Annotated in this window: 23 protein-coding genes; 8 read left to right on the top strand and 15 right to left on the bottom strand. The window is 65.0% G+C overall.

The window, feature by feature from the left end; all coding sequences use genetic code 11:
• Positions 1-28 precede the first annotated feature (28 nt).
• The 5 genes from I6N89_RS06315 to I6N89_RS06295 all read right to left on the bottom strand — a co-directional run bounded on the left by I6N89_RS06315 (position 29) and on the right by I6N89_RS06295 (position 5073).
• Entirely contained in the window at positions 29-820 is a 792-nt protein-coding gene (locus tag I6N89_RS06315) for an SDR family oxidoreductase (protein WP_207017399.1), read from the bottom strand.
• A gap of 10 nt (positions 821-830) precedes the next feature.
• Positions 831-1787 carry a calcium/sodium antiporter gene (locus tag I6N89_RS06310; RefSeq protein WP_207017398.1) on the bottom strand — a complete coding sequence of 319 codons (957 nt, stop codon included), beginning with the start codon at positions 1785-1787 and terminating at the stop codon, positions 831-833.
• A gap of 2 nt (positions 1788-1789) precedes the next feature.
• On the bottom strand, positions 1790-1957 hold the full coding sequence (locus I6N89_RS06305; protein WP_328805848.1) for a hypothetical protein: 168 nt from the start codon (positions 1955-1957) through the stop codon (positions 1790-1792).
• A 1-nt stretch (position 1958) separates the two neighbouring features.
• The gene (locus I6N89_RS06300) at positions 1959-2756 is read right to left on the bottom strand and encodes a S49 family peptidase (RefSeq protein ID WP_207017396.1); all 798 of its coding nucleotides are present in this window, start codon (positions 2754-2756) and stop codon (positions 1959-1961) included.
• Positions 2757-2883: 127 nt separating this feature from the next.
• Positions 2884-5073: a primosomal protein N' gene (locus I6N89_RS06295; RefSeq protein WP_207017395.1), complete on the bottom strand. Its 2190-nt coding sequence runs from the start codon at positions 5071-5073 to the stop codon at positions 2884-2886.
• Between the two features lie 105 nt (positions 5074-5178).
• On the opposite strand from I6N89_RS06295, the gene fsa reads away from it, so the two are divergent.
• Entirely contained in the window at positions 5179-5832 is a 654-nt protein-coding gene (gene fsa, locus I6N89_RS06290; protein WP_076697036.1) for a fructose-6-phosphate aldolase, read from the top strand.
• A 2-nt stretch (positions 5833-5834) separates the two neighbouring features.
• Positions 5835-6173 carry a hypothetical protein gene (locus tag I6N89_RS06285; protein ID WP_207017394.1) on the top strand — a complete coding sequence of 113 codons (339 nt, stop codon included), beginning with the start codon at positions 5835-5837 and terminating at the stop codon, positions 6171-6173.
• 45 nt (positions 6174-6218) lie between these two features.
• Here the strand turns inward: I6N89_RS06285 and I6N89_RS06280 are convergent, their stop codons facing one another.
• Both I6N89_RS06280 and parA read right to left on the bottom strand, forming a co-directional pair.
• Positions 6219-7061 carry a DUF6206 family protein gene (locus I6N89_RS06280; RefSeq protein WP_207017393.1) on the bottom strand — a complete coding sequence of 281 codons (843 nt, stop codon included), beginning with the start codon at positions 7059-7061 and terminating at the stop codon, positions 6219-6221.
• Between the two features lie 38 nt (positions 7062-7099).
• Complete coding sequence (gene parA / locus I6N89_RS06275; protein WP_207017392.1) at positions 7100-7741, bottom strand: ParA family partition ATPase; 642 nt, start codon at positions 7739-7741, stop codon at positions 7100-7102.
• Between the two features lie 113 nt (positions 7742-7854).
• On the opposite strand from parA, the gene I6N89_RS06270 reads away from it, so the two are divergent.
• Entirely contained in the window at positions 7855-8550 is a 696-nt protein-coding gene (locus I6N89_RS06270) for a hypothetical protein (RefSeq protein WP_236016459.1), read from the top strand.
• 40 nt (positions 8551-8590) lie between these two features.
• Positions 8591-9073, top strand: coding sequence for a HugZ family protein (locus tag I6N89_RS06265; RefSeq protein ID WP_207017391.1), 483 nt, complete (start codon positions 8591-8593; stop codon positions 9071-9073).
• A 22-nt stretch (positions 9074-9095) separates the two neighbouring features.
• Here the strand turns inward: I6N89_RS06265 and I6N89_RS06260 are convergent, their stop codons facing one another.
• Positions 9096-11384 carry a glycosyl hydrolase family 28-related protein gene (locus I6N89_RS06260; RefSeq protein ID WP_207017390.1) on the bottom strand — a complete coding sequence of 763 codons (2289 nt, stop codon included), beginning with the start codon at positions 11382-11384 and terminating at the stop codon, positions 9096-9098.
• A gap of 153 nt (positions 11385-11537) precedes the next feature.
• On the opposite strand from I6N89_RS06260, the gene I6N89_RS06255 reads away from it, so the two are divergent.
• Entirely contained in the window at positions 11538-12401 is an 864-nt protein-coding gene (locus I6N89_RS06255) for a CHAD domain-containing protein (RefSeq protein ID WP_207017389.1), read from the top strand.
• A gap of 11 nt (positions 12402-12412) precedes the next feature.
• On the opposite strand, the gene I6N89_RS06250 is transcribed toward I6N89_RS06255, so the two are convergent.
• Together I6N89_RS06250 and I6N89_RS06245 are read right to left on the bottom strand one after the other, a co-directional pair.
• Positions 12413-12820 carry a DUF4864 domain-containing protein gene (locus I6N89_RS06250; RefSeq protein WP_207017388.1) on the bottom strand — a complete coding sequence of 136 codons (408 nt, stop codon included), beginning with the start codon at positions 12818-12820 and terminating at the stop codon, positions 12413-12415.
• Between the two features lie 57 nt (positions 12821-12877).
• Entirely contained in the window at positions 12878-14455 is a 1578-nt protein-coding gene (locus I6N89_RS06245) for a lysine--tRNA ligase (protein WP_207017387.1), read from the bottom strand.
• Between the two features lie 121 nt (positions 14456-14576).
• On the opposite strand from I6N89_RS06245, the gene I6N89_RS06240 reads away from it, so the two are divergent.
• Positions 14577-15002 (top strand): tellurite resistance TerB family protein, encoded by a 426-nt coding sequence (locus I6N89_RS06240; RefSeq protein ID WP_207017386.1) that lies wholly within the window; start codon positions 14577-14579, stop codon positions 15000-15002.
• Between the two features lie 7 nt (positions 15003-15009).
• Here the strand turns inward: I6N89_RS06240 and dacB are convergent, their stop codons facing one another.
• The 3 genes from dacB to I6N89_RS06225 form a co-directional block, all read right to left on the bottom strand.
• On the bottom strand, positions 15010-16509 hold the full coding sequence (dacB, locus tag I6N89_RS06235) for a D-alanyl-D-alanine carboxypeptidase/D-alanyl-D-alanine-endopeptidase (RefSeq protein ID WP_207017385.1): 1500 nt from the start codon (positions 16507-16509) through the stop codon (positions 15010-15012).
• Between the two features lie 76 nt (positions 16510-16585).
• Positions 16586-17200 carry a nicotinate-nucleotide adenylyltransferase gene (locus tag I6N89_RS06230; protein ID WP_207017384.1) on the bottom strand — a complete coding sequence of 205 codons (615 nt, stop codon included), beginning with the start codon at positions 17198-17200 and terminating at the stop codon, positions 16586-16588.
• A gap of 141 nt (positions 17201-17341) precedes the next feature.
• Positions 17342-19711: a methyl-accepting chemotaxis protein gene (locus I6N89_RS06225; RefSeq protein ID WP_207017383.1), complete on the bottom strand. Its 2370-nt coding sequence runs from the start codon at positions 19709-19711 to the stop codon at positions 17342-17344.
• Between the two features lie 182 nt (positions 19712-19893).
• On the opposite strand from I6N89_RS06225, the gene ettA reads away from it, so the two are divergent.
• A complete protein-coding gene (ettA, locus tag I6N89_RS06220; RefSeq protein WP_207017382.1) occupies positions 19894-21549 on the top strand; it encodes an energy-dependent translational throttle protein EttA in 1656 nt (551 codons plus the stop codon).
• A 79-nt stretch (positions 21550-21628) separates the two neighbouring features.
• Here the strand turns inward: ettA and I6N89_RS06215 are convergent, their stop codons facing one another.
• Positions 21629-22183, bottom strand: a complete 555-nt coding sequence (locus I6N89_RS06215; protein WP_207017381.1) for an REP-associated tyrosine transposase — start codon at positions 22181-22183, stop codon at positions 21629-21631.
• Between the two features lie 247 nt (positions 22184-22430).
• On the opposite strand from I6N89_RS06215, the gene I6N89_RS06210 reads away from it, so the two are divergent.
• Positions 22431-22637 carry a cold-shock protein gene (locus tag I6N89_RS06210; protein ID WP_076697089.1) on the top strand — a complete coding sequence of 69 codons (207 nt, stop codon included), beginning with the start codon at positions 22431-22433 and terminating at the stop codon, positions 22635-22637.
• 60 nt (positions 22638-22697) lie between these two features.
• Here the strand turns inward: I6N89_RS06210 and I6N89_RS06205 are convergent, their stop codons facing one another.
• Positions 22698-22901 (bottom strand): YgaP family membrane protein, encoded by a 204-nt coding sequence (locus I6N89_RS06205; protein ID WP_207017380.1) that lies wholly within the window; start codon positions 22899-22901, stop codon positions 22698-22700.
• Positions 22902-23066 lie beyond the last annotated feature (165 nt).

Genomic DNA, 23066 nt, shown 5'->3' with positions numbered 1-23066 from the left:
CCGGTGCAAAACTTGACCCAAGGGCAGATCATTCGACGCCCAGCACGTCCGGCGTGCGCCAACCCAGATGCTGCCCGCCATCGACGCAGATTAGCTGGCCCGTGACCGCCGGCGCGTCGAGCAGATAGCCCAGCGCTGCGGTGATATCTCCGGGATTGGCACCGCGCTCCAGGATCGTCGCCGCGCGCTGGCGGGCGAAATGCTGCTCGCTCTGCCGGCCGCCGCGCAGGGTCGGCCCCGGGCCGATCGCATTGACCCGCACCCGGGGCGCCAGCGCCATGGCGGCGGTCTGCGTCAGCGTCCAGAGCGCCGATTTCGCCAGGGTGTAGCTCATGAATTCCGGCGTCAGCTTGCGCACCCGCTGGTCGATCATATTGACCACCAGCCCCTGCGCCAGCGGCTCGCCCATCTCGTCCCCGCGCGGTTCCGGCACCTGAGCCGCAAGCGCCTGAATCAGCACGAAGGGCGCGCGCAGGTTCGAGTCGAAATGCCGGTCCCAGCTCTCGCGGGTGGTGCTGGCGAGATTGTCGTATTCGAAAATCGAGGCGTTGTTGACCAGCACCGTGACCGGCCCGCCCAGCGCCTCCGCCGCGCGCGGCAGCAGCGCCTCGGCGGGCGCCTCGTGCAGCAGATCGGCCTGCAAGGCGACGGCGCTCCGCCCCATCGCCCGGATCTCGCCCACCAGCTCCTCCGCCGGCCCCTCGGAGCCCGCGTAATGCACCCCCACGTCGAAACCGCGCCCCGCCAGATGAAGCGCCATCGCGCGCCCAAGCCGCCGGCCCGCACCGGTCACCAATGCGCGTTTCTCTACAATCGCCATCGCGTCCCCCTCAGATCAGCACGACGACAATGTAGGCCACGTAGAGCGCGGACAAGATCACGCCCCAGATCCGGCCCAGATCGCGCCCCCAGAACACGAAGGGCATAAGCAGCAGCGAGGCGCCCAGCATCACCCAGAGATCGAAGCGCAGGAATTCCGGATCCACCGGCATCGGCTTGATCAGCGCCGCCACACCGATGATGGCCAGCAGGTTGAACAGGTTCGAGCCGATCACATTGCCCAGCGCCACATCCGCCTGACGCCGGATCGCCGCCATCACCGTGGTCGCGAGCTCGGGCAGCGAGGTGCCGAGCGCCACCAGCGTGAGCCCGATCACCGTGTCGGGCACGCCGAACATCTGCGCGATCTCGGTGGCGCTCTCGACCAGCAGGTCGGCACCCAGCGGCAGGCCGATCAGGCCCAGCCCCAAGAAGAGCGCAATCTTCCAGCCCGGCATGTCCGGGTCGGCGCCCTCGGGCTCTTCGAGATCCTCCAGCTCCGGGTCGGGCTTGCCCTCGCGCCGGTGGCGCAGTGCATCGCGCACGGAATCGGTCAGCACAACGGCCAGCACCGCCAGCAGCACAAACCCCGCCAGCCGGTCGAACACGCCGCGAAAGGCCATCGCGACAAAGAGCACCGACGAAGCCAGCATGATCAGATAGCTTTTGCGCGTGTCATGAGTGGAAGTCTGCATCACCGCGATCAGCCCCGGGATGCCCAGCACAAGAAGCACATTGGCAGTGTTCGAGCCCACGACATTGCCCAACGCGATCCCCGGCACGCCTTCGAGCGCCGCCTGGATCGAGATCAGCAATTCGGGGGCAGAGGTGCCGAAGGCGACGATGGTAAGACTTACGATCAGCGCCGGGATGCCCACCCTGAGCGACAGGTTCACCGCGCCCTTGACCAGCGCGTCCCCCGCCAGAAGCAGGATGACCAGCCCGAGCGCCGCGTAGACAAAGACCATGATCAGCCCTTCTTTTCCCCGCAGCCGCAGGGCCCCTTACCGATCCGGTAACGGCCGCAGCGCGGGCATTTCTTTTCGGCCAGATGCCGGGCGCCGGGCATCCGGAGCTTTCCGAAGATACCGAGCACGGCCATCACAATCAGGAATATCGCAACGATCTTGGCCAGCACGTCAGAGCCCGAACCGCGCATAGGCGGCGCGTTCCTCGATGACTTCCAGCGCGTCCTCGGCCATGGCCACGCCGAGGCGCGGCAGCAGCCGGCGGCGCATGTCGTAGCGGCGGAACCGCACCTTGTCGCCGAATTTCTGCTTCATCACCGGCACCAGATGGCCGACCCCGTCGGCGAGCCCGACCTTGCAGGCCGCCTTGCCGATCCAGATCTCTCCGGTGAAGAGCTCGGGATCGGCGGCGAGCTTGTCGCCGCGCCGCGTCTTGACCTGCGCGATAAAGGTGTCGTGCAGCTGGCCCAGCGCCTTTTCGAGCCGCGCCACATCCTCTTCCTTTTCCGGGCGGAACGGGTCGAGCAGGCTTTTCGACTTGCCCGCCGTATGCACCCGGCGCTCGATGCCCTGCCGTTGCAGGAAGACATGCGCGCCGAACCCCGCCGAGATCACCCCGATGGAGCCGAGTATCGAGCTTTCGTCGGCATAGATCTCGTCCGCGGCACTGGCGATCCAGTAACCGCCGGAGGCCGCCACATCCTCGGCAAAGGCATAGACCGGCACGCCGGTTTCCTCGGACAGGCGACGGATGCGCGCGCCGATCAGCGAGCTTTGCACCGGCGAGCCGCCGGGCGAGTTGATCTCCAGCGCCACCGCATCGGGCTTGCCCCGTCGAAAGGCCTTTTCGAGCAATGGCCGCAGCCCGGCATCGTTGAGCGCGCTGCGGCCCGAGGCACCGATGGTGCCCTGTAGCCGCACGATGGCGACGCTCGGGCGCGACTTGAGAAAGGGGATCCAGCGTTTCATGCGATGTGATGTAGACGCGCCCATGGGGACAAACAAGGCAAGCGGGCAAAGAAGCGCGGCAGGTTACGGACAATGCCCGAAGACATGCATTTTCCGGCGGCATCGGGGGGCTGGCAATGCCCGGCGATCAGAAGAAGTTCTGCGGGTCGATGTCGATGGCCATGCGCAGCTCGCCCTTGAGGCGGAACTGCCCGGCCCACTCCGCCAGCGCCGGTTGCAGCGCCACGCCCTTGGGCGCCTTGACCAGCAGCCGCACCCGGTGCCGCCCGCGCACCCGCGCAATCGGCGCCGGGGCCGGGCCATAGACCTGCGCCCCCACCCGGCGCAGCGCCGCATCCTGCCGCGCCATGGCGTTGCCGAGATCGAATACCTCCTGCACATCGGTCGAGGAGAGGATTACCCCCGCGAGCCGCCCGTAAGGCGGCATGCCGGCGGCGCGGCGCTCCTCGGCCTCGGCCTTCCAGAACCCCTCCTCGTCGCCCGAGAGGATCGCCCGGATCACCGGGTGTTCGGGCTGATAGGTCTGCAACAGCGCCACGCCGGGCTTTTCCGCCCGCCCGGCGCGCCCCGCCACCTGCCGCATAAGCTGAAAGGTGCGCTCGGCGGCGCGCAGGTCGGAGCCCTGAAGCCCCAGATCCGCGTCGATCACCCCCACCAGCGTCAGCAGCGGGAAATTGTGCCCCTTGGCCACGAGCTGAGTGCCGATGACGATATCGGCGCCACCCTCGGCGATGCGCACGATCTCTTCCTTGAGCGCCCGGGCGGAGCCGAAGAGATCCGAGGACAGCACCGCCAGCCGCGCCTCGGGAAAGAGCGCCGCCGCCTCTTCGGCAAGCCGCTCCACCCCGGGCCCGACCGCTGCGAGCTTGTCCTCGGCGCCGCAGCTCGGGCAGGTCTCGGGCTTGGGGATCGTCTCGCCGCATTGATGGCAGACCAGCCGCTGAAGGAACCGGTGCTCGACCATGCGCGCATCGCAATGCGGGCAGCCGATCTGATGGCCGCAGGCCCGGCAGATCGTCACCGGAGCATAGCCGCGCCGGTTGAGGAACAGCATGGCCTGCTCGCCCTTCGCGATCCGCGCCCGCACCGCCGCCTGCAATGTGGGCGAGACCCAGCGGTTCGAGGGCAGATCCTCGCCCCGCATGTCGAGGCTGCGCATCTCGGGCAGCACCGCCGCGCCGAAGCGCGAGGTCAGATCGAGCCTTGTGTATTTGCCCGCATCCGCGTTGGCCCAGCTTTCCAGCGAGGGCGTGGCGGAGGCCAGCACCACCTGCGCCGAACAGATCGAGGCGCGCAGGACCGCCATGTCGCGGGCGTTGTAGAGCACGCCCTCGTCCTGCTTGTAGGAGGTGTCGTGCTCTTCATCGACGACGATCAGCCCGAGATCGCTGAACGGCAGGAACAGCGACGAGCGCGCGCCCACCACGAGCTGCGCGCCGCCCTGCGCCACCTGTTTCCAGACGCGCCGCCGCTCGGTCACGGTGACGCCGGAATGCCACTCGGCCGGTTTTGCGCCGAACCGCGCCTCGACCCGGGTGAGGAACTCGGCGGTGAGCGCGATCTCGGGCAAGAGCACCAGCGCCTGCCGGCCCTGCCGCAGCGCCTCGGCCACCGCTTCGAGATAGACCTCGGTCTTGCCCGAGCCGGTCACCCCCTTGAGCAGCACCGTGCCGTAGCGCCCCGACGCGGCGCCGGCGCGCAGCGCCTCCGCCGCCTTCGCCTGATCCTCCGCCAGATCCTTGCCGCCGTAGTCCGCATCGAGCCGGGGAAAGGGGGTGTCGCGCGGCGCGTCCTCCTCGCGCACGGCGCCCAGCTTGGCCAGCCCCTTGATCACCGAGGGCGTGACCCCCGCCGCCTCGGCCAGCTCGCCCTGGGTGAGCGCCAGCCCGCCCATGTCGCGCAGCACGTCGAGCACCCGGCGGCGGGCATCGGTCAGACGCGAGGGCTCGCCCTCGCCGAGTCGGTAGATGCGCCGCATCGAGGGCGCCTCGCCCAACCCCGGCGCACGGGTGGCGAGCCGCAGCATGGCGGGCATCGGCGTCAGGGTGTAATCGCCCGCGCGCTCCAGAAAGCTCCGCAGCTCGTCGCGCATCGGCACCGCATCCAGCACCCGGATCACCGAGCGCACCTTGGCATAGTCGAAATCGCCCTTGCCCGGCCCCCAGACCACGCCCAGCACCTTGCGCGGCCCCAGCGGCACCTCGACAAAGGCGCCCTGGAAACAGCCGCCCTCGGGCGCGCGGTAATCCAGCAGCCGGTCGAGCGGCTGCGTGGTCAGAACCGCGACCAGCGTGCCTTGGTCGTAGAACGAATCCATGTTGAGTTTCCGTTAGCGCGTGGCATGAAGGGCTTTCGGCCCATCCAGCCATGGGGTAAGACACGCGCGGACGAATGCCAAGCAAAGCCGGGAGGGCTGACGCAAATGAAATTCTTCGTAGACACCGCCGATGTGGACGCGATCCGCGAGCTGAACGACCTGGGCTTTGTCGACGGGGTGACCACCAACCCCTCGCTCATCGCCAAATCCGGCCGCGACATTCTCGAAGTGACCAAGGAAATCTGCGACATGGTCGAAGGCCCGGTCTCGGCAGAGGTCGTGGCCACCGAGTATGAGGACATGATCGCCGAGGGCCGCAAGCTGGCCGAGATCGCGCCGAACATCGCCGTCAAGGTGCCGCTGACGCTCGACGGGCTGCGCGCCTGCAAGACGCTGACCGGCGAGGGTAAGATGGTCAACGTCACACTCTGCTTCTCGGCCAACCAGGCGCTGCTGGCGGCCAAGGCCGGCGCGACCTTCATCTCGCCCTTTATCGGGCGGCTCGACGACATCAATCTCGACGGGCTCGAGCTGATCGCCGATATCCGCCAGATCTATGACAATTACGGCTACGAGACGCAGATCCTCGCCGCCTCGATCCGCGGCGCCAACCACATGTCGGATTGCGCCAAGATCGGCGCCGACGTGGCCACCGCCCCGCCCGCCGTCATCAAGGCCATGGCCAACCATGTGCTGACCGACAAGGGCCTCGCCGCCTTTCTCGCCGATGCGGAAAAGGCCGGAATCAAGATCGTCTGATCATGGGACGGAGGACACCGCTCTCGGTCCGGCAGGTCGAGGCCGCGCTGAGCCTGCTCGACAAGCGGGCGGTGATCCTCGCCTATCAGGCCTATCAGCTCGAAATGCATGGCGTGCCGGCGGAGCTTTTCGGCGACACGTTCGACGAGTATCTCGACGCGTCGCTGAAAAACGGCGACCGGCTGAATGTGCTGGCGCAGGGCACGCGCGACGTGCTTTCGGCGCTGCGCGAGGTGGCGCAGGACAACGGCGAGGAATGGCCGATCCTGCGCGACAGCTTTGCCGCCGCCCTGCCCGGCGATGTCTTCGCCACGGTGATGGAGATCTTTGCGCAGGACTGAGGTGCCGCGCCCAAGATTTTTCGTACGAAAAATCTCTGCCTGGCGTCAGAGATTGGGTTCGCCCTGAAGCCCCAGCAGCTTGCGGAACCCGGTCCAGTATCCCGGCAGGCGCGGCGCCGCCTGCATCCCCGCCACCGCCTCTTCGGCCCAGCGCGGCATCGCGCGTTCGGCGAAGTCGCGGCCCCAGTCGAGATAGGCCTGCGCATGTTCCGGGCGCAGCCGGCAGGCCGAGCCCACCAGCCCGACCAGCGTTTCGGGCGCCGAATACCATTCGTCCTGAATGCCCGTCACCCGCGCCCGCATCAGCGGGCCGATCAGCCGCATCAGCCGCTTGTCGGAGAACAGCAACAGCATGCGGCCCATCTCCTCGCGGGAATAATGGATGAGCGGCGGGAAGGTGTCGTAGAACACCGCCTGCCCGTCGAGCACCGCGAAATTGCGGATCGAGGGGTGAAAGCCGATGCGCGTCTCGAAACGGTCGGCGGCGTTCCAGAACTGCGCGATGACCTGACCGGCGGCTTCCATCATCTCCAGCGTGGATTCCAGCCCCTCCGCCTGCATGCGCGGACGCATCAGCGCGGTTTCGGGCAACGCCTCCTGCACGATCACCGGCACGCGCGGACCGTCGCCCTCCAGCAGATGAAACGCGGTCTCGGGCAGCGGCACGCCGGTCTCGCGCAGCGCCGCGACATAATCGTCATGCGCCGCCGCCAGCCGGTCGAGCGCCGCGTCGTCGCGCAGCCCGCGATAGACCTTGATCACCCGATCCGAAAACGGCCCCTCGCCGGGGCGGAACGGCGCACAGAAATATCCCAGCCGCGAGATCGGCTGGCCCTGCGCGGCCTCGTGGCGGCGGATCGTCTCTGCGAGGGCGGCAAGATCGGTCATGGGCACTCCTCTCCCGCGTCGGGCGGGTCGAGCCCCCTTTACCCGTTCGCCAGCACCAGCGCCACCTCTGCCGACAGCGCCTCGACCTCGGCGCGCGCCGGGGTCTTGCGGCCCTCGGCGGCGCTCAGCCCGTGGCCGAAGGCCTCGGCATAGCCCACGCGGTTGGCGAACTGCGCCTCGGCGATCCGCGCCTCCATCTTCTGCGCCGCCGCCGTGATCTCACCCGAGAGACGCGTGCCCGGGCGCGTGCGGTTCATCACCATCAGCACCTCGCGGTTTTCGCGGCGCGCCAGATCCAGCACGCTTTCCGTGGCCCAGAGATCGAGATGGCTCATCGACACCGGCACGATCACCAGATCCGCCGCGCGCAGCGCCGGGCGCAGATCGCTGTCGGCCTTGGGCGGTGTATCCACGATCACCACATCGAAGCGCTCCGCCAGCTTGCGGCACTCATAGGTGATGCCCCAGGCCGAAGAGGTGGCGAATTCGATCCCCTCGGCCGCGTCGGGATTCTGATCCAACCGCGTCATGAACCAGCGGCCCAGGCTGCCCTGCGGATCGGTGTCGATCAACGCCACCGAACGCCCCATGGCGCGGAAGCCGACGGCGAGATTCGCCGACAGCGTCGTCTTACCCGACCCGCCTTTCTGCTGTGCCACCGTGATGACCGATCCGGCCATGTCATTCCCCCGATTCCCAGAGTTTCACCATACACTTTTTGCAGTTGCAGCATAGGCATTCCCGACATCGGCTTCGATGCACTTAACGTCGCATTAACCAAGGCGGCGACAGGATGACCGCAAGCGAGGAGCCCCCGATGCGGATTGCGCCGGTCTTTTTGGTTACGATCTCTCTGCTTGTCGCCGCCAGCAACGTCACGGCTGGTGCCTGGCCGCGGGCGGAGGGCCGGGTCTTCATAAGTTCCGCGGTCAGGCTATTCTGGCCACAGGATATCGACGACTGGACCTCGCGCAAACCAAGCTCTCAATATTACACGTTTTATGCGGAATACGGCCTGACCGAGCGTCTCACTCTCGGGCTCGACCTGGGGCGGTCGGTGTCGGGCGACGGAAAGACCGTAGTCTTTGCCCGCCTGCCGCTGCGCGCGCGCGATACCGGCCTCAGGATCGCGGCAGAGCTGGGGCTGGGTGTCATCGACAAGGAGCCGGTGCTGCGCCCCGGCCTGTCACTGGGGTTGGGGCTGAAAAACGGCTGGCTCTCGGCCGAGGGTCTCTCGGAAATCTCGCGCCACACCGGCGCGGCGGATCACAAACTCGACCTCACATGGGGCTGGAACCTGCCGCAAAACCGCAAATTCCTGCTCCAGATGCAAACCGGCCTGCCCCACGGCAAAAAGCCCTTCGCGCGGCTCGCCTCATCCATCGTGCTGCCGGTCACGCCTCTTGTCAGCGCAGAGCTCGGCGGCACATGGGATCTGACCGGGAGCGAAACCTTCGGAGTTATCATGGGCGTCTGGAGTGCGTTCTGAGCTCTTTCGGAGCACGGCGCGGGCGGATAATCTGGACGACATGACCAATCCGATCCGCCCCACCGATAACGATGCCCGCGCCCTGGCCCGACGACTGATCGAAAGCGCCCGCTTTGCCGCGCTGGCAACAAGCGATCCCGCGACCGGCGCGCCCATGGTCAGCCGTATCGCCGTCGTTCCCGGACCGGATGGCATGCCCCTGAGTCTTGTGTCCGATCTCGCCCTGCACAGCCAGGCGCTGACGGCCAAGCCCGCCTGCGCCCTGCTGGTCGGTGAACCCGGCCCGAAGGGCGACCCGCTGACCCATCCGCGCCTCAGCCTGCAAGCCGTGGCGCATTTCGTGCGCCACGGCGATCCCGATCACGCCGCCTTGTCGGCGCATTATCTGCAACGGCAACCCAAGGCGAAACTCTATATCGGCTTTGCCGATTTCTCGCTGCTCCGCCTGGAGGTTTCCGGGGCGCATCTCAATGGCGGGTTCGGCAAAGCCTTTGTGCTGACAGCCGGCGATCTCGGCGCCTGATCGGCACCAGGACCGCCCCCGCTCAGTAGTCCATCCGCACCAGCATGGTCAGATCGCCTCGGATCGCATCGGGCCAGATCGCATGCACCATGTCCTGCCCACTGCCTTCCTGTGTGGATGTATAGGGCGTCACATACTGGCTCAGATTGTTCACATCGCGCGGACGCGACCGCAGCACCAGGCTGGCCACTTCGATGGCGTAGCCGCCAAAGGGCAGACGCCCCTCCGTATCGACAACCCATGTCTGGGCGTGGCTGTTCTGCGCATGTTTGACCAGGAGCGGGTTCTCCGCCCCCGAGGACACATTGAGATACGTGTTCCCCGTCATGGTAATGCTGCGCATCGACGACAGGTCGAGCGGCGCAAAAGAGGTATCGACCCGCTCGGCACGGTTGATCGTACCGCCCACCGAGCGGAAAAGATTACCCGTGATGTTCAGCCCGTTGATGCGATGGTTCTGGCCGTAAGGTTTGACCACCAGGAACGCGAACCAGTCGGCAACATTCGAACAGAGACAGACATTGTCGGTCATCGACAGCCCCGAGAAACCGAAGCCCGAGACGAAATCCGGCTCGGGCTCGCGCTCGTTGGTCCATTCGATAAAACAATTGTCGATGTAATTGCCGGAAACCACCGTATTGGTGGCCTTCAGACACAGAACGACTCCGGCGCTGCGCGTGCCGTTGCCATTGCTGTCGCCCTGAAAGAAGTGGTTGTTGGCAATCACCCCGTTGGCGCCTGACACAACGGCGAAATGCCGGAACTGCGAAGCACGGTTGTTGCGGATCTTGACGTCGTTGGCATTGGTGTTGAGCGCCACCGAGCTGCGGTTCTGCGTGGCAAGACCGCCTTCGGCGCTGATGAACTGGTTGTGATCCACCAACAGGCCTTGGCAGCCTTCGCCGATCGAGGTGATGCAGCGATCGGCGGGCCGGTTGAAAACACAGTTGCGGATCACGTTCACAGGCCCCGACGGCGCCAGCATCAGACCGCTTGCAAGCTCGGAGCACTGAAACTCCACATCCTCGATCTCGAATTTCTGAAGCTGGGTAAAGCCGCTGAAATCGAGCAGATACTTGAACCGCGTAAAGGTGTAGCTCTGCGTGCCCACCGCGTCGGACAGCGGCTGCGACAGGGTCAGCGTCTGAGCGCCGACATTGATCGATTTCACATAGATCTCACGCCCGACACCGGAGGCTTCGACAAGGCTGCCGACCTTGATATTCGCGATATTGGCGACATTGGTCAGCTGCCAGTGATTGCTGGCGGAATAGGTCGCCGTGCTGGTTACGCTTTCGCTGGCCCAGCTACCGCCACTCTCGGCGCGCAGCTGGCCGTTGCGCAGCACCCGGCGCTGCGCATAGGTGTCGCGGTTATTGACCGCCGCCTGCACATCGAGCGGTTCGTTCAGCGACACCCGGCGCCCGGCAAGATCGAAGCTCTCGTGATCGGCATTGTTCATCAGCGACTGAAGACCCTTCTTCAGCGCCTGTTCCTCGTCACCGCCGAACGCGTCCACATAGGTCGGAAAGGCGAAATCCTTGGTCAGCGACAGGATGGCGCTGTCGGGCATCACAAGGCTGCCCTCGAACTCCACATGATGTTCGAGCGTAACCGAGTTCGCCAGGCTGTAGCTGCCCGCCGGCACCACGATCTTGCGCCCGTTCGCCGCCGCATCCGCCGCCTCGAACGCCGCGCTGTCATCGGTGGTGCCGTCGCCGAGCGCACCGTAATCGCGCACATCGACCCAGTTCATCATGTCGCGCAGGAAGACGCTGGTGATATCCTCGATGACGATATCGTCGATCCGCACCACGCCGCCATTCGATCCGGTCAGGTCGAGCCCGAAATGCCCATAGCTCGGCTCGGTGCCCCAGATCATATCGACACCGTTGCGCGAGCCGCCGCCGATGATCGCAGAGACCTCGACCACCTCGCCATAAGCACTGAGCTGCACCGTGTCGCCGGTGGTGTCGAGCCCGGTCACCTGGCTGCCGTTGTCACGCCCGGCCCAGCCGGCGATGCGCACCGCGGGCATTACCCCAGAGATCGCCTTGACCCGTGCCGTCACCCGCAGATAGCAGCCCGGCAGTATCGGCGTCTCGCCCATATAGCGCAGCTTCTGTGTGCCCTCGGTTTTCAGAATCTCGAGACAGCCGGCGAAATCCGCATCCGCCGGAACATAAGCAGCCGTCGCAAAGCCGTTATAGGTGTCCGAGCCGGGCGTTCCGTTCCCGCGCGACCATACGTCCAACCCCTCCGAAAAGGGTGTGGGCATGAACACCACACCATCAGTCACCGCCTTGTTCATCCGTTCGATCCTTTGTTGCTGCATCGATTCCGGAGCCGCGGCAGATTGCCGGTGTTTGACCCCGCGCAAACAGCAAGTATCAACGAAGTGTTAAGAGGAACTGGGACCACCGTGACGGTCCCCACTGCACCAACGCAACAGCCGGAGCGTGCCATGGCCTACCGGATTCTGACTTCCGACCCGTCCCTCACCGCCGCCCTGCGCCGGATCGCGGGCGAACAGCTGAGCGCCGCCATCGCCGAGACCAAACGCCCGGTGGCCGAGGCCGACGAGGCGATCCACAACATCCGCAAGCATTGCAAGAAACTGCGCGGGCTCTACCGGCTGATGCGCTCGGGCTTTCCGGATTATGCCGCGGAAAACGCCGCCGCGCGCGATGCCGCGCGCATGTCCTCCTCGCTGCGCGATGCGGGCGTGTTGCTGAAGACCTTCGACGCGCTGCTCGCCGATACCGATCCCGGGCCTTACGCCCCGCTGCGCGCGGCGCTTGGCGGGCAGACACGGGAAGCGCTGGCGCCGGAGGAGATCGAGATGGCGCTCAAACAACAGCGCAAGGCATTGAAAGCCATCCGCAAACGCAGCAGCCACTGGTCCCTGAAAGGCGATACCGGCGATATCCTCATGACCGGTCTGTCAAAGACCTGGCGCCGCGCCGCCGAAGACATGGAGACGGCGCGTGTCGGCGCGGATGCCGAGGCGTTTCACGACTGGCGCAAGCGCGTGAAATATCACTGGTATCACAGCCGGTTGCTGCAAGGCTTCTGGCCCCGCCCGATCCGCGCCCACAGAGATCAGATCAAAGCTCTTTCCGAGCTTTTGGGCAAATACCAGGATCTCTCGGTATTTCTCGACCGGCTCGACCGCGAAGACCTGCCCGACACCGCCGAAGACCTGCGCCGCCGCGCCCTCGCCCGCCGCGATACGCTGGCCTATGAAAGCCGTAGCCTCGCGGCTCCACTCTTCGAAGGCGGTGCAGAAACCCTCCCGAGAGAGTGGTCAAAACACTGGAAACGCTGAGCAAAGAAACACTAGACCGCCGGGTCCGGCGCCGGCGCCATCTTCACGCCCGAAATGCGCCAGATGCCCTCGATCTGCTCCATGCGGTAATCCAGCGCGTGCGTGGCGCCCGCTGCGTCCCGCACATAGACGCGCTGCCAGATCTCGCCGGTCTCATCCTCCGACAGCGCCCCAAAGCGCACATCCTCCGGATGCCAGACCATCGGATAGCCCTCTTCGACCATCCGCCCGAAATTCTCCGGCGTCTGAAACAGCTGCTGAATGCCAGGGCTGGCGAACGTGTAGGCCGTAGTCACGTCGCCGGACAGGAAGGCATCCATCTGCCGCCGGATCACAATCTCGATCCCGGCCCCGTCGCGCGCTGCCGCAGGCAGGGCAAAGACCAGTCCCATCACAATGCCAATGACAGCGTTCCGCATGGCGCCACCTCCTGATGTCCGGAGATAGCGCCCGCGTTTACCCGGTCAAACCGGTGCTCAGCCCAGCTCGCCCGCCAGGCCCTTTTCGATCAGCGTCACGGTCTCGGCAACGCCGTAAAGCGCGATGAACCCGCCGAAACGCGGCCCTTGGCTCTGACCCAGCAGCACCTCGTAAAGCGCCTTGAACCAGTCGCGCAGGTTTTCGAACCCGTGATCCTTGCCCACCGAGAACACCAGCGTCTGAAGCTCCTCATCCGCGACCGCGCCGTCGTAGTCACGCAGCCGCTGCGCCAGATCCTCCATCGCCGCGCGCTCCTGCGCCTCAGCCGCCCGGTAGGATTTGGTCGGCTTCACGAAGTCGTTGTAATAGCGCACCGCATAACCGGCGGCGGCATCCATGTCTGGGTGGCTCGCCGGGGTCGCGTCGGGCGCGTAGCGGCGGATAAAGCCCCACATCGCATCCTTGTGCTCGGCCCCCGCCGCCGAGGCCAGATTCAGCAGCATCGAGAAGGACACCACCATCTTCGATTCCGGCACCTCGCCGCCGTGGATATGCCAGACCGGGTTGTTCAGTTGCCCCTTGGCGTCCTGCCCGGGGAAGGCGCGCAACTGCTGGTGATATTCGTCCATCGCCTTGGGGATGACGTCCCACCACAGGCGCTTGGCGGTCTTGGGCTTCTGATACATGAAATAGGACAGCGACTCGGTGCTGGCATAGGTCAGCCACTCGTCGATCGACAGCCCGTTGCCCTTCGATTTCGAGATCTTCTGCCCCTGATCGTCGAGGAAGAGCTCATAGGTGAAATGCTCCGGCGGGCGCACACCCAGCGTCCGGCAGATGCCGTCATAGATCGGCGTATTGGTCGAGTGATCCTTGCCGTACATCTCGAAATCGACGCCCAGCGCCGCCCAGCGCGCGCCGAAATCGGGCTTCCATTGCAGCTTCACATTGCCGCCCGTGACCGGCAGCGTGTACTCGACACCGTCATCGTCGTCGAAGGTGATCGTGCCGTTCGCCGCATCCACATGCTTCACCGGCACATAGAGCACCCGGCCCGTTTCGGGATGGATCGGCAGGAAGATCGAATAGGTCTGCTGACGCTCTTCTCGCAGCGATTTCAGCATGATCTTCATCAGGTCGTCGTATTTCTCGACGCAGCGCAGCAGGATCTCGTCGAACTGCCCGGTCTTGTAGAACTCCGTCGCCGAATAGAATTCGTACTCGAACCCGAAAGTGTCGAGGAACCGCCGCAGCATGGCGTTGTTGTGATGGCCAAAGCTCTCGAACTCTTCGAACGGGTCCGGCACGCTGGTCAGCGGCCGTTGCAGATTGGCCTGCAACAGGTTCTGGTTCGGCACGTTTTCCGGCACCTTGCGCATGCCGTCCATGTCGTCGGAGAAACAGATGAGCCGCGTCGGAATATCCGAGATCAGCTCAAAGGCGCGGCGGATCATCGTCGTGCGCGCGACCTCGCCAAAGGTGCCGATATGCGGCAGGCCCGAGGGGCCGTAGCCGGTCTCGAACAGCACATAGCCCTTCTCTGGCGGCGTCTTTTCGTAGCGTTTCAGGACGCGGCGCGCCTCTTCAAAGGGCCAGGCCTTCGAGCTCATCGCAGCTTCGCGCAGATCGGACATTCCGAAACACTCCATGGGATAACGCCCCTTCACAGCCGGGGCAGATGCGCCCGCGTCCTATTGCAGACGGGGTGCGGGGTCAATAAATTGCCGGCAACCCGAGGATTTAGAAAGAGCCACCGTGACCCAAGCCACCCCGCATCCGCTGACGTCGCAAGATTGCCTCGTGGCGCTCATGATCGCCGTATCCGCTTCCGACCAGAACCTGCGCACCGCCGAACTGGTCAAGATCGAATCCTCGGTCAACATGCTGCCGATCTTTGCCGATTACGATATCGACCGGATCCGCACCATGTCGCAGATGGTGTTCGAGCTGTTCGAGCAGGAAGACGGTCTCGACGCGCTGTTCGGGCTGGTTCGCGACAACCTTCCGGAGCGGCTGTTCGAAACGGCTTACGCGCTGGCCTGCGACGTGGCCGCCGCCGATGGCACGCTGCGCGAAGAGGAGCTGCGGCTGCTCGAGGAAATCCGCTACGAGCTGGATATCGACCGGCTGCACGCCGCAGCGATCGAGCGCGGCGCCCGCGCCCGGCATCTCTCCGCCTGAGCGGCCCTCACACCGCCGACAGCACCGCCCAGCGTTCGATCAACCCCTGCTGAAGCGTCTTGGCGCGCACGTTCCACGACCGCGCGCCCTCGGGACGTTCGCGTTGCGCCCGGGTGAGCGAGGCGCGGCGGTCCAGATCGCCGCAAAAGATCGCAAAGACCAGTTCCGAGCCGTCCGGCAGATCGGCAAAGCCCGCAAGGCCGCTGACGAAATTCAGCGTGCCGGTCTTGGCATGAACCTTGACCGGATGGTCCTCGACGATCCGGCGCTTGTCGTCGCGCATCGGAAAGCTCTTGAGCAGCGGTTTCAGCCCCATGCGCTGCCGGATCTCCAGAAGCGCCTTTGCCATATCGGCCGAGGCGATGCGGCTCTGGTCGCCGAGGCCGGAGTGGTCGACAAGCGCCACATGGCTGAGCCCCAGCGTTTCGCGCGCCCAGAGGTTCATCGCCTCGGCCGATTCGCGCAACGAGCCCACCTGCCCCAGCCGAACCCGCGTCGCCGTCTGGCCCACCGCCTCGGCGGTCAGGTTGGTCGACCATTTCAGCATATCGTGCAGCACCACCCGCAACGGTGCACTCTCGCGACTGGCGAGCACCGCGCCCTCCGGGCAGTTCTCCACCACCTGCGGCGCTGGCAGCTTGATCCCTTTGGACGCGCTCAGCGCCTGCAACACCTCGCCGGCGTAAAGCTCTGGCTTGCGCACCGGCAGCCAGCGTGCGCCGCCATTGCCCAGCGCGCCACGCGCAACCGTCCATTCGTCGCGCGCGCCGGCATCGTGATAGGTATAGACGGGCATATCGCGCGCCACCACGCCCATGCTGGCCATGCGCACCGTCGGGCGCAGGGAGGCGGATCGCGCGTCCATGCTGACCTGATAGCTGTCGCCGCCGCGATGCCATTCGAAATGCACACGGTTGAAATTCAGGTTCAGTCCCGACACCGCCGGGCTGTAGCCGACATGTTCGGGCTGAGCCGGGTCGATGGAGCGCGTATAGGGCAAGACGCTGCCGCAGACCAGGAACTTGCCGCGCAGGCCCTTGATGCCCTTTTCCGCCAGCATCGCGACCAGCTCGCCAAGACCGTCGGTGTCGAGTGTCGGGTCGCCGCCGCCGAGCAGGATGAGATCGCCCTGAATCATCCCCTCCGACACCCCGCCGGTGGCGAGGATCTCGGTCTTGAATGTGTATGCCGGGCCAAGCGTGTCCAGCGCATAGGAGGCGGTCAGCGCCTTGGCGACGCTGGCCGGCGGCAGCCCGGTATCTGCCGCATGCGACTCCAGCAGTGCGCCGGTCTTGAGATCGATCGCCGAAAAGCTCACCTGCCCGTCGAGCCGGGCGGCGGCGATCAGCTCCTCTGCTGTCTTGAGATTGCGCAGCCTCAGATCTTCGCCACGCGCCACCGGTCTCAGCGACTGCGTGGGCGCATTGGCCAGGGCGGGCGATGCCGCCGTGAGGCCCGCCGCCGCGACCGAAGTCAGAAATCCACGCCTTGAAATCCGTTGCGTCATGGCGCCGATCTAACCGAAGCGCCCTGCGTTCGACAAGCGGTAGGATGCCGACGGACGATCACATTTCATCTGCTTCTCATCTGCTTCGCGCGCGGTCGCGACGCAGCTCGGTGGAGCTGAGATCGACCATCGGAACATTGACAAAGCACCAGGCCGGCGGCGCCGAACGCGCCAGCAGCGGCGCGGCGCGGGCCGGCAGGCGCGCGTGCCGGTAGACATCCGCCGCGACCGAACCCCGCGCCGCCATCCGGCTGCCCGGGCGTGCCAGGACACCCACGGGCATCTGCCCCATGATCTGCTGCCAGTCGTCCCAGCGGTGCAGCTGCGCCAGATTGTCGGCGCCCATCAGCCAGACGAAGCGCACACCGGGAAAGCCCCGCCGCAGCGATTTCAGCGTGCGGGCAGTGTGGCGGGTGCCCGCGAGGCGCTCGAAATCGCTGACGACCACCTTAGGGTGTCGCATGATGCGACGTGCCGCCGCCATCCGCTCGGCAAGCGGCGCAGGTCCGCGCGGCTTCAGCGGGTTGCCCGGGCTAACCAGCCAGATCACCCGGTCGAGCCGAAAACGCCGCAACGCCTCCAGCGTAATGTGCACATGACCTGCATGAGGCGGATCGAAGGATCCCCCCAACAGCCCGACTGTCTGCCCGGCCGCCAGCCGGAACCCCGTCTCATGCGCATTCCAGTGCATCGCACGCCTTCCCGTTCGAACGAAAGCCACCAGACACCGGAACAGCTCCCAAATTCAACTGGAAAGGTCAGCGCCGCCAGCCGGTTATCATGATCGAATGCCCGCTGCGAAGTCGTCTGTATCTGACAATGCACCGCGGCGTCAAAAATCCTCCCACACGGCGCCACCGCTACCGGTAGCAACGCGGGCCGGCGGCGGCGGCGCGGATTCGACGGTTTCCGGCAAGGCCCAATCGACGGGGTCTTCCGCCGCCGGCTCGGCCACCCATTCGGTTTGACCGGCGATGTCGCCAGCCTCGAACCGGGCAACCACCCGGCGCAGCTCGGCCGCCTTTTGCAGAAGCGTTCGGCCCGCATCGGCACTTTCCCCGACCATCGCCGCATTTTTCTGCGTAACATCATCCAGGATGGACATGCCCGAGCTGATCTCCGTCAGACCCGTCGCCTGTTCCGAGGCGCCGCCGGCGATGTCCTGAACCTGGCTCGAAATGCCGGTGATTTCCCCCAGTATGGTCTCGATCGAGCGGCCGAGCTCGGAAACGAGCTTGACCCCGTTGCTTACGTTGTCGTTCGACCGCTTGATCAGGTCGCGGATTTCGGCCGCGCTGTCGGAGGAGCGCTGCGCCAGCGCCCGCACCTCCGAGGCGACCACGGCAAAGCCGCGCCCAACCTCGCCCGCACGCGCCGCCTCGACCCCGGCATTCAGCGCCAGCAGGTTCGTCTGAAAGGCGATATCCTCCATCACGCGAATAATCTGGCCGATCTGCTTGGAGGATTCCTCCAGGCTGGACATCGCTGCCACAGCGTCTCCGCGCACCACTTCGCCGCGCTCTGCCTCCGTACGCGCGGAATGTACCGCATGGACGATCGCATTGGCGCTTTCCGAGGTCGATTTCACGTTGCTGGTGATCTCTTCCACCGCGGCGGCGGTCTGCTCCAGCGTTGCGGCCTGGTTCTCCGTGCGCTGCGACAGCTGGTCGATATTCTCGCTGAGCCCTGTCACGTCGTCGCCGATTTGCTCGGCGCTGCCATGAAGCTCCTGTACGATGCTGGTCAGCGCATCGACCGTTGCGTTGAAATCGCTGCGCAGCTGCTCGTATTCCGGATCCAGCGGTGCGTCGATGCGGCAGCGCAGGCTGCCAGAGGCAAGGCGAGACAGCGCATTGCTCAACAGCTCCACCACCTCACGCTGGGTCTTTTGTACCTGTTCCTGTCGAACCGTCGCAGCCCGACCCTTGGCCAGTTCTGTCTTGAAACGTTCGAGCGCGCGCGCGATGTCGCCCAGTTCGTCACCCGTCTTGATCTGGTTGACGAGGGTTTCGAAATCGCCCTCCGACATGCCCTCGACGCTTTTCGAGAGCAGCGAGATACGCCTGGTCAGCAGCCGCGCAACGAAGAAAGAGAGACCCGACACCGCCACTGCGACGGCGGCCAGTTGCAGCAGGGTCAGGATCAGCAGATTGCGCTCCGGCACAAGCGCTTCGGTCCGGTCCTGCTCGACGACGAACCCCCAGTTGGACCCGGCAAAACGCCCCGCGCTCGTCAGGGCGACAACCCGCGTTCCTCCGATGCCCGTGGCATCGTCGAACACGGCTTCGGCCGAAGAGCTCGCCGCTTGTACCTGCGGCAGCGCCGGCAGTTGGTCCAGCACGTCATAGGATGTCTCCCCGCTGATCGAACTCAGCGCGAGACCTGCACTATTCACCGCATAGACCCTCCCCGTTTCGCCGAGCAGTTCCGATCCTGCCAGCGTCTGCGCAATATGGCCGATGGGGATTTGCAGCGCGACCACCCCGATACGCCTGCCGCTATCGTCAAAGACCGGCGTTGCGGCGAATTTCGCGGCCGCACCGGCGCTCGGCGCGTAGCTGCCGAACTCTGTGAAGGTGACCTCTCCCTCAGGCGCGCCAGCGGCGATGCTGAACACCGAGCCGAGCCCGCTTTCTGCATAGGGACCGTCGAGCAGGTTGGTGGCAAAATCCGCTTCCTTGAAGACGGAGTAAACAAGATTGCCCTGGAGGTCGAAAAGGAACAGATCGTAATATGCACGCTGCCGCTGGAAGTTGCGGAAGCCGCGATGATAGGCGCCATGGACCTGCGACCAGGCGGATCCGTCACCCGCCTGCACCAGCTCGTCCTTCTCCCCCACAGGATGCGGGTTTTCGTCGATATAGGCGGCTTTTAGATGGCCGCCCGGATCCGCGCCGAGCAGCAGCCAGTTGCGCTCGAAGAGCGGCAGCGCGGTGCGCACCGCCCGGCTGCCCGCGAGATCGAGCAGGTCGGTTTCGGCCCGGTGCAGCCACTCCGCGAGCGCGGCTTCACGGTCCTTCAGCATATTGTGAAACGCTTTTTCCCGCTGCGCGCCCAGCTCGATCCGCGCCTCAATATAGCTGACGCCGACCACCGCAATCATCAGAAGGATCGTCGGCACGCCGATCAGGATCGGCATCTTCCACTTCAACTGCATCCGCTTCCAGCGGCTGCGGCGGAACTTGCGTTTGGGCTCGGACAAGGCGGCACTCCTGAATGCGGGCCCGGGCGGGCCGTGAAACCTTTGCTGTCAGCACATGACCCGCAAAGCTTTACGATCCGCTTAAGACGTCTGGCACTTCCCGCACTGTCCGGCCTGGCAGACCTTTGCATTCCCCCGCCGTGGTGCGATACAGGCCCCCGAAGATTTCGCCGGAGGACCGCATGGCCAGCTATCAATACGTCTATCACATGGATGGGGTGTCCAAGACCTATCCCGGCGGCAAGAAGTGCTTTGAAAACATTCGTCTGAGCTTTCTGCCCGGGGTGAAGATCGGTGTCGTCGGCGTCAACGGCGCCGGTAAGTCGACGCTGATGCGAATCATGGCCGGAATCGACAAGGATTTCACCGGCGAGGCCTGGGCCGCCGAGGGCGCCAAGGTCGGCTATCTGCCGCAGGAGCCGCATCTCGACCCGGACCTCACGGTGCGCGAAAACGTCATGCTGGGCGTTGCCGAGAAGAAGGGCAAGCTCGACCGGTTCAACGAGCTGGCGATGAATTACAGCGACGAGACCGCCGAGGAGATGGCGCAGCTTCAGGACGAGATCGACAGCCAGGATCTCTGGGATCTCGACAGCCAGATCGACGTCGCCATGGAGGCGCTGCGCTGCCCGCCGGACGAGGCCGACGTGACCACGCTTTCGGGCGGGGAACGCCGCCGCGTGGCGCTCTGCAAGCTGCTGCTCGAAGCGCCCGACATGCTGCTGCTCGACGAACCGACCAACCACCTCGACGCCGAGACCATCGCCTGGCTTCAGAACCACCTGATCGAGTACAAGGGCACGATCCTGATCGTCACCCACGACCGCTATTTCCTCGACGCAATCACCGGCTGGATTCTGGAGCTCGACCGCGGCCGCGGCATTCCCTACGAGGGCAACTACTCCTCCTGGCTGGAGCAGAAGGCCAAGCGGCTGGAGCAGGAGGCCCGCGAGGACAAGGCCAAGCAGAAGACGCTGGAGCGCGAACTGGAATGGATGCGGCAGGGCGCCAAGGCGCGGCAGGCGAAATCCAAGGCGCGGATTCAGGCCTATGAGAAACTCGCCGACCAGTCCGAGCGCGAGAAGATCGGCAAGGCGCAGATCATCATCCCCAACGGTCAGCGGCTGGGCAGCAAGGTGATCGAGGTCGAGCACCTGTCGAAACATATGGGCGACAAGCAGCTCATCGAGGATCTGAGCTTCTCGCTGCCGCCGGGCGGCATCGTCGGCGTCATCGGCCCCAACGGTGCGGGCAAATCGACGCTGTTCAAGATGCTGACCGGGCAGGAGAAACCCGATGCCGGCGAGATTTCGCTCGGCGACACGGTGCAGCTCGCCTATGTCGACCAGTCGCGCGACGATCTCGACGCGGACGCGAATGTCTGGGAAGCGATCTCGGGCGGTGCCGAGATCATCCAGCTGGGCGACGCGCAGATGAACAGCCGTGCCTATTGCGGCGCGTTCAACTTCAAGGGCGGCGACCAGCAGAAGAAGGTGGGGCTGCTCTCGGGCGGCGAGCGCAACCGGGTGCATATGGCACGGCTGCTCAAGGAAGGCGGCAACGTCATCCTGCTCGACGAACCGACCAACGATCTCGACGTGGAAACGCTGCGCGCGCTCGAAGATGCGCTCGTGGATTTCGCCGGCTGTGCGGTGGTGATCTCGCACGACCGCTTCTTCCTCGACCGGATCTGCACGCATATCCTCGCCTTCGAGGGCGATGCGCATGTGGAATGGTTCGAGGGGAACTTCGAGGATTACGAGGAAGACAAGAAACGCCGCCTCGGCGCCGACGCGCTGGAGCCGAAACGGGTGAAGTTCAAGAAATTCACCCGCTAAGTGCCGTCTTCGTAGGGTGGGTTTCAAACCCACCTTTGCGATGCGTTCGATTGTGCGAAAGGTGGGTTTCAAACCCACCCTACGGCCACCGCCCTTCCCGGATTTCGCGATGCACCGAGGAATAGGGCCAGGCCTCCGGCGTCTCCACCAACCCGTGCTTCACCGGGTTGGTCAGGCAGTAACGCACATGCGCCGCGTAATCCGCCTCACTGCGTATGTGATGCTCCCAGAACCGGCGCTGCCAGATCCCGGCATCCTGCTTGCCGATCTTGCTCGGGCTGCGCGCCACACGCAGCCGCTCCAGCTCGTCAGCCAAGGCGTTGTGTGTCGGGCGCGCCGTGCTCTCGTCAGTCCGCGCCGCTTTCAACCGCACGAATTTCGAAAACCGCGCCTTGATCGCGCCCCAGCGATCGTAATATTTCGAGTCGTCCCCCGGCAGTGTCCAGACCGCGTGCATATGGTCCGGCAGCACCACCCAGGCGTCGATCCCAAACGGGCGCCGTGCCCGCGTCACCTTCACCGCGTCGCGCAAGACCTCGATCTCGTCGATCAGCAACGCGCCCCCGCGCTGCGCCAGGCAGACGGTGAAAAAGACGGTCGCGCCGGTGATATTCGGACGTCGGTACAAGGACATGGCAAGAGTATCGGAACGAATTGGTCAATGAAGGCTGGATGACCCGAAAGAAAGCAAGGGAATGCCAACGTCCCCAAAACCCCTTGCCGGAATCAGCCCCCTCTGCCATACATTTGGCCGCAGACGTTACCACTATCGACCTACCTGTCTCCTTCACCGGCAGCAGCGCAACCGATACTGCACTGACGACATGCCGGGCCGCAGCACTCACGCGTGCGGCAAGACAGACAGAGAAGGGTTATTACCCATGGCAACTGGCACCGTGAAGTGGTTCAACACCACCAAAGGTTACGGCTTCATCGCTCCCGAGGGCGGCTCCAAGGACGTGTTCGTGCACATCTCCGCCGTCGAGCGTTCGGGCCTCACCGGCCTCCAGGACAACCAAAAGGTGTCCTACGAGCTTCAGGCCGGCCGTGACGGCCGCGAAAGCGCCGTGAATATCGAACTGCTCTGATCCGCAGCGGTCAGACCAGCGAAAGGCGCGCCCGCAAGAGCGCGCCTTTTTTCTTGCGCCTCAGCTGAAGGCACAGCCTGCCTTCACCCCGAGCCTGCGAAAGATCATTGCCGCCGGGCAGATCCCGGTGAAGGCCGCCTGAAGCATGTTCAGGCCGATGAACACCGTGAACCAGATCCAGTAGGGCGAGATCCAGACGGTCAGCACCACGCTCAGCAGGATCATCACCCCCGCAAACGCCATCACCGCACGATCGAGCGTCATTTCTCTTCTCCTGTCGAGTTCCGCGGACAGACCCGTTCCGCCGCGTTCGGTCCGGAAAGATACGCCTCGGCTCATTCAAATGCAATATTTGGAATATCTATTCCGCATTGCCGCAAACTGCGCTTCGCCACATTGTCATCCTGCCAGACCATGACGCGGAGCCCG

This window comes from Salipiger abyssi, from assembly GCF_017311415.1.
Classification (GTDB): domain Bacteria; phylum Pseudomonadota; class Alphaproteobacteria; order Rhodobacterales; family Rhodobacteraceae; genus Salipiger; species Salipiger abyssi_A.
The sequence above is the reverse complement of the archived record's forward strand: the minus strand, read 5'-3'. Positions and strand labels throughout refer to the sequence as shown.

Coding starts and splice junctions, on each gene's coding strand:
- I6N89_RS06270 (WP_236016459.1), top strand. CDS start 7,855: ATGACCGCAAGCGAGGAGCCCCCGATGCGGATTGCGCCGGTCTTTTTG.
- parA (WP_207017392.1), bottom strand. CDS start 7,741: ATGGCCGGATCGGTCATCACGGTGGCACAGCAGAAAGGCGGGTCGGGT.
- I6N89_RS06295 (WP_207017395.1), bottom strand. CDS start 5,073: ATGGATTCGTTCTACGACCAAGGCACGCTGGTCGCGGTTCTGACCACG.
- I6N89_RS06310 (WP_207017398.1), bottom strand. CDS start 1,787: ATGGTCTTTGTCTACGCGGCGCTCGGGCTGGTCATCCTGCTTCTGGCG.
- I6N89_RS06245 (WP_207017387.1), bottom strand. CDS start 14,455: ATGTCCGATCTGCGCGAAGCTGCGATGAGCTCGAAGGCCTGGCCCTTT.
- I6N89_RS06285 (WP_207017394.1), top strand. CDS start 5,835: ATGGGACGGAGGACACCGCTCTCGGTCCGGCAGGTCGAGGCCGCGCTG.
- I6N89_RS06215 (WP_207017381.1), bottom strand. CDS start 22,183: ATGTCCTTGTACCGACGTCCGAATATCACCGGCGCGACCGTCTTTTTC.
- I6N89_RS06300 (WP_207017396.1), bottom strand. CDS start 2,756: ATGAAACGCTGGATCCCCTTTCTCAAGTCGCGCCCGAGCGTCGCCATC.
- I6N89_RS06265 (WP_207017391.1), top strand. CDS start 8,591: ATGACCAATCCGATCCGCCCCACCGATAACGATGCCCGCGCCCTGGCC.
- I6N89_RS06280 (WP_207017393.1), bottom strand. CDS start 7,061: ATGACCGATCTTGCCGCCCTCGCAGAGACGATCCGCCGCCACGAGGCC.
- I6N89_RS06230 (WP_207017384.1), bottom strand. CDS start 17,200: ATGCACTGGAATGCGCATGAGACGGGGTTCCGGCTGGCGGCCGGGCAG.
- fsa (WP_076697036.1), top strand. CDS start 5,179: ATGAAATTCTTCGTAGACACCGCCGATGTGGACGCGATCCGCGAGCTG.
- dacB (WP_207017385.1), bottom strand. CDS start 16,509: ATGACGCAACGGATTTCAAGGCGTGGATTTCTGACTTCGGTCGCGGCG.
- I6N89_RS06255 (WP_207017389.1), top strand. CDS start 11,538: ATGGCCTACCGGATTCTGACTTCCGACCCGTCCCTCACCGCCGCCCTG.
- I6N89_RS06210 (WP_076697089.1), top strand. CDS start 22,431: ATGGCAACTGGCACCGTGAAGTGGTTCAACACCACCAAAGGTTACGGC.
- I6N89_RS06260 (WP_207017390.1), bottom strand. CDS start 11,384: ATGAACAAGGCGGTGACTGATGGTGTGGTGTTCATGCCCACACCCTTT.
- I6N89_RS06315 (WP_207017399.1), bottom strand. CDS start 820: ATGGCGATTGTAGAGAAACGCGCATTGGTGACCGGTGCGGGCCGGCGG.
- I6N89_RS06250 (WP_207017388.1), bottom strand. CDS start 12,820: ATGCGGAACGCTGTCATTGGCATTGTGATGGGACTGGTCTTTGCCCTG.
- I6N89_RS06205 (WP_207017380.1), bottom strand. CDS start 22,901: ATGACGCTCGATCGTGCGGTGATGGCGTTTGCGGGGGTGATGATCCTG.
- ettA (WP_207017382.1), top strand. CDS start 19,894: ATGGCCAGCTATCAATACGTCTATCACATGGATGGGGTGTCCAAGACC.